This is a genomic window from Streptomyces sp. NPDC029296, assembly GCF_055569255.1.
In genome coordinates this window covers 1-5,406 of sequence record NZ_JBVHXT010000097.1, presented here as the reverse complement: position 1 = coordinate 5,406, position 5,406 = coordinate 1, and the positions used below count along the sequence as shown (strand labels likewise).

Here is a 5,406-nt window from a genome sequence, read left to right as displayed (position 1 = left end):
CGGATGATCGAGATCCGCAAACAGAACCCCGCCTTCGGACTCGGCTCCTACACCGAACTGCCGTCCTCCAACCCGGCGGTGCTCGCCTTCCTGCGCGAGTACGAGGACGACCTCGTGCTGTGCGTGCACAACTTCTCCCGCTTCGCCCAGCCCACGGAGCTGGACCTCAGCCGGTTCGGCGGGCGGCATCCCGTCGAGCTGTTCGGCGGGGTGCGGTTCCCGGCCATCGGCGAACTGCCGTATCTGCTCACCCTCGCGGGGCACGGCTTCTACTGGTTCCGGCTGCGCGGCGAACCCGCGTAACCCGCGGCCCGGCGGGGCGGTTTCCACCGCCCCACCCGGGGCACTCCTCAGTGACACCCCGACGACTCCCCGGGGAAAGGACGTGACGCCATGGCGGCAACGGTCACCCCCTCCGGCACCACAGGTTCACTCCTCGCCTCGCTCGATCCCCTGCTGCGCGCCTGGCTGCCCCGGCAGCGCTGGTTCGCGGGCAAGGGGCGCCCGGTCACCGGCTTTACCCCGGTGGCCGTCACCGAACTGCTGCCGCCCGGCGGCCGACTGGGCCTGTACCACCTGCTGCTGCGGGTCCACCAGCCGTCCGCGCCGGGCGGGGAGACACACCCCGGCGACTGCTACCAGCTCCTCGTCGGCGTGCGCGAGGCGCTGCCGCCCCGGCTGGCACCCGCGCTGATCGGACACGTCACCGAGGGTCCGCTCGCCGGGTCCACGGTGTACGACGCGCTCTACGACCCCCGGCCCGCCGACCTGCTGCTGGAGGCCCTGCGCGGCCGGACCCGGGTCGGCGTGCTGCGCTTCGACCGCGACGCGCGCCAGGAGATACGGCCGAACCTCGTGGCCCGGCTGATGACCGCCGAGCAGTCCAACTCCTCGGTGGTCTACGGAGATACGTTCATCCTCAAGGTGCTGCGCCGGGTGGTGCCCGGCGTCAACCCCGATCTGGAGCTGCCGCTCGCCCTGGCCCGCGAGGGCTGCCCCCGGGTGCCCGCGCCGACGGGCTGGCTGCGGGCCGAGCCGGGCGGGGAGCCGTATGTGCTCGCCGTGCTCCAGCCCTATGTCAGCGGGGCGGGCGACGGCTGGGAGCTGGCGCTGCGCGAGCTGGCCAAGGGCGAGGACTTCGCGGCGGAGGCGCACGCGCTCGGCCGGGCCACCGCCGAGGTGCACACCGCGCTCGCCCGGGCCCTGCCCACCGTCACCCTCGGCCGCACCCAGCTGGAGCTGCTGGTCGACGGCATGACCGAGCGGCTGGCGGCGGCCGTGCGGGCGGTGCCGGCCCTGACGCCGTACGAGCCCGGGCTGCGCTCGGCCTACACGGCGCTCGCCGGCCTCGCCGCCGAGGGCCGCACCTGGACCGCCCAGCGGGTGCACGGCGATCTGCACCTGGGGCAGTGCCTGCGGGCGCCGACCGGCGAGTGGGCGCTGATCGACTTCGAGGGTGAGCCGGCCCGGCCGCTGGCGGAGCGGCGCATGCCGCAGCCGCCGGTGCGGGACGTCGCCGGGATGCTCCGCTCCTTCGACTACGCGGCCCACTCGGTCCGCCCGCCCGCCCGGGACTGGGCGCACGCCTGCCGGGCGGCCTACTGCTCCGGGTACGCGGAGGCCGCCGGCCGCGATCCGCGCACCGATCCGGTGCTGCTGCGGGCCTACGAGACCGACAAGGCGGTCTACGAGGCCGTCTACGAGGCCCGGCACCGGCCCGACTGGCTGCCCGTACCGATGTCGGCGATCCGCCGCCTCGCCGCGTCCGATCCGACCTGACCGATTCTCGTCCGGGAGACTCACTCGTGACGTCCAAGAAGCCGGCCGCCGGGAACACCCCCGGCACGGCCGGGAACCAGACAGCCGGGAACACCACGGCCGGGGGGAAGCCCCAGGCAGCGCGGGCGCGCACCCGGCAGGTGCCCGCCCAGTCGCCGCCGCCCGGGCTGGAGGCCACCCCCGCCCCCGTCGTCTCCGCCGTCTCCGCCGCCCTCGACGCCGACGACCGCGAGCGGCTGCTGCACGGCACCCACCACGATCCGCACACCGTCCTCGGCGCCCACCGGGTCCCCGGCGGGGTCGCCTTCCGCGTCTTCCGCCCGTACGCCCGGGCCGTCACCGTGGACTGCGGCGAGCTGCGCGCCCGCCTGCACGACGACGGCGGCGGCTTCTTCTCCGGCCTGCTCCCGCTCGCCGAGGTCCCCGGCTACCGGCTGCTCGTCACGTACGACGGCGCGGCCCTGGAGACCGAGGACCCCTACCGCTTCCTGCCCGCCCTCGGCGAGCTGGACCTGCACCTGATCGGCGAGGGCCGGCACGAGCAGCTGTGGCAGGCGCTCGGCGCACGCGTCCTCACCCACCAGGGCGTCACCGGCACCCGGTTCGCGGTGTGGGCGCCGAACGCGCGGGGCGTCCGGGTCACCGGCGGCTTCAACTTCTGGGACGGCACCGGCTTCCCGATGCGGTCGCTGGGCGGCACCGGGGTCTGGGAGCTGTTCGTGCCGGGGATCGGGGAAGGGGAGCTGTACAAGTTCGAGATCACCCGCCCGGACGGTTCGCACACCCTGCGCGCCGACCCGATGGCCCGCCGCACCGAGGTGCCGCCCGCGACCTCCTCGGTCGTGGACGTCTCGCACCACGAGTGGGGCGACGCCGAGTGGCTGGCGCACCGCGCGGACACCCCGGTGCACGAGGCCCCCTTCTCCGTCTACGAGGTTCACCTGCCGTCCTGGCGGCCCGGGCTGTCGTACCGCGAGCTGGCCGGGGAGCTGACGGCGTACGTCCGGGAGACGGGCTTCACGCACGTGGAGCTGATGCCGGTCGCCGAGCACCCCTTCGGCGGCTCGTGGGGCTACCAGGTCACCGGGTACTACGCCCCGACGGCCCGCCTGGGCACCCCCGACGACTTCAAGTACCTGGTGGACCGGCTGCACCAGGCCGGCATCGGGGTGCTGATGGACTGGGTGCCGGCGCACTTCCCGCGCGACGAGTGGGCGCTGGCCGCCTTCGACGGGCTGCCGCTGTACGAACCCCAGGACCCGGCGCGGGCCGCCCATCCGGACTGGGGCACGCTGGAGTTCGACCTCGGCCGGCGCGAGGTGCGCAACTTCCTGGTGGCGAACGCCGTGTACTGGTGCGAGGAGTTCCACATCGACGGGCTGCGGGTGGACGCGGTCGCCTCGATGCTCTACCTGGACTACTCGCGGGACTCCGGGCAGTGGACGCCCAACGAGCACGGCGGCCGGGAGAACCTGGACGCGGTGTCCTTCCTCCAGGAGATGAACGCCACCGTCTACCGGCGCTGTCCGGGCGTGGTCACCATCGCCGAGGAGTCCACGGCCTGGGACGGTGTCACCCGCCCCACCCACCACAGGGGCCCGAGCGGCTTCGGCGGGCTCGGCTTCGGCCTGAAGTGGAACATGGGCTGGATGCACGACTCGCTCCAGTACATGAGCCACGATCCCGTGCACCGCGGGTACCACCACCACGAGATGACGTTCTCGATGGTGTACGCCTACAGCGAGAACTACGTCCTGCCGATCTCCCACGACGAGGTGGTGCACGGCAAGGGGTCCCTGGTGTCGAAGATGCCGGGCGACTGGTGGCAGCAACGCGCGAACCACCGCGCCTACCTGGGCTTCATGTGGGCCCACCCCGGCAAGCAGCTGCTGTTCATGGGGCAGGAGTTCGCGCAGGGCGCCGAGTGGTCCGAGGCGCGCGGGCCGGACTGGTGGCTGCTGGATCCGGCATACGGCGCGGCGGCGGACCACCGGGGCGTGCGGGACCTCGTCCGGGACCTGAACACGGTGTACCGGGCGGCCCCGGCGCTGTGGCAGCGGGACACCGACCCGGCGGGCTTCGAGTGGATCGCCGGGGACGCGGCGGACGACAACGTCTTCGCGTTCCTGCGCCGCGCCGCCGACGGCACCCCGCTGCTCGCGGTCTGTCACCTGGCGCCGGTGGTCCGCTCCGACTACCTCGTCGGGGTGCCGGAAGATGTCCCGGCGTGGGTGGAGGTGCTGAACACCGACGCGGCGCGGTACGGCGGCAGCGGCGTGACCCACCCGGACCCGGTCAAGCCGGAGCCGCGGGGCGCGCACGGCCGCCCCGCGAGCCTCCGGCTGACCCTGCCCCCGCTGGCCACCGTGTGGCTGCGGCCGGCGTAGCGAGGTCAGTCAAATGTTGTCACTCACCATCACCATCACCCTCCAAAGAGGCCACTGCTCCACAATTTTCGATCATCATAGGTTCATAGGATGAGAAGGTCTTGAGTGATCCCATACTCTGCTTGACGCCGAGGGCAGAGTATGGAGTACAGATCATGCAAGATGCTTTCAAGTGCGTTACGGAGCACGTTCGAACCGCTTTCGAAAATGAACCCGTTTGTGTCCATGTAGGCAATGCACAAGAGTGCGAAATCAAGCGCCACCCCTCGTACGACGAGTTCCGCTCCAAGGCAGTGGTCGCGCGAGCGGCGCGGTCGGCGAGGTCACGCCTGTGGGACTCCATGGTGGCCATGGGACGGCTGTCCGACATGCGCGGTGACGACAAGTGGCGGATGGCTCTTGTGGACTGCCTGACCCCGTTCCTGATGAAGAAATCCAGGAGTATCGCGCGGGACTTCTTCGCCGAGCTGGAGGACATCCGGGCAGAAATGGTCGCGGCCGCCCTCGCCACTTGGGCCACTACGGCGACGGGGGTGGCTCCGAGCGAGGTGCCGGCGTTGATGATCAAAGCAGCGGTCGACGCGGCATACGCGTATGCGAAGGTCCACGACAAGGAAAGCGCGGCCGGCGACTCGCAGGTGCTTCTGGCACACGAAGAGACGCCGGCGGAGTCCGTGATCGGGGCCTCTGCGATCATCCACGGCGCCGACCACCGTGACCCGGCCGTCGCCGAGCAGATCCGAGGCGAGTGCCATGGGGCCAAACTGCAGAGGTTCGTGCACCCGAACATCCTCAGGGAATTCCACGACGACATTCGAACGGGCCGCCGCGCCGGCGTCGCGCGCCACCTCGCGACGGAATCAATGCTCGCGCGCATGTTCGTCTCGGGCAGCAATCATTACTACTACACCTCGGACCTCTACCCCTCGTTCGTCGGCCTCCCGGTCGCCGCCGAGGTACTGGGCATCCCCCCGTCCTCCGCTTACCGCATGATCAGGGCAGGTACGTTTCCCTGTCCCACGACGTTCATGGGGCGAAAGCACCAGGTGTATACGAAGGCCCTGATGAGCCACCTGGACATTCCGGACCTCATCGTGCACCCCGATGACGTGGAGAACGGTGCGGCGCACGCCCACTGGGAATGACGGGTGCCGGCAGGGCGGGGGGGGGGGGGGGGGGGGGGGGGGGGGGGGGGGGGGGGGAACAGAGGGACGGAGGGGGCGGTACCACCCACCAAGGG

General features: G+C 71.7%; 4 protein-coding genes. All 4 read left to right on the top strand.

Annotated elements, in window-relative coordinates:
* Window positions 1-303 (top strand): alpha-glucosidase C-terminal domain-containing protein (locus ACZ4W9_RS40140; protein ID WP_467944192.1); only part of this gene is annotated, 303 nt, incomplete at its 5' end.
* 90 nt (window positions 304-393) lie between these two features.
* The gene (locus tag ACZ4W9_RS40135; protein ID WP_467944191.1) at window positions 394-1,779 is read left to right on the top strand and encodes a maltokinase N-terminal cap-like domain-containing protein; all 1,386 of its coding nucleotides are present in this window, start codon (window positions 394-396) and stop codon (window positions 1,777-1,779) included.
* Between the two features lie 26 nt (window positions 1,780-1,805).
* Complete coding sequence (gene glgB / locus ACZ4W9_RS40130; RefSeq protein WP_467944190.1) at window positions 1,806-4,166, top strand: 1,4-alpha-glucan branching enzyme; 2,361 nt, start codon at window positions 1,806-1,808, stop codon at window positions 4,164-4,166.
* Window positions 4,167-4,321: 155 nt separating this feature from the next.
* Complete coding sequence (locus ACZ4W9_RS40125; protein WP_467944189.1) at window positions 4,322-5,311, top strand: helix-turn-helix transcriptional regulator; 990 nt, start codon at window positions 4,322-4,324, stop codon at window positions 5,309-5,311.
* Window positions 5,312-5,406: the final 95 nt, after the last annotated feature.

What these genes read in the sequence shown, in the direction of transcription:
- ACZ4W9_RS40135 (WP_467944191.1), top strand. Translation starts at nt 394, where the DNA reads ATGGCGGCAACGGTCACCCCCTCCGGCACCACAGGTTCACTCCTCGCC.
- ACZ4W9_RS40125 (WP_467944189.1), top strand. Translation starts at nt 4,322, where the DNA reads ATGCAAGATGCTTTCAAGTGCGTTACGGAGCACGTTCGAACCGCTTTC.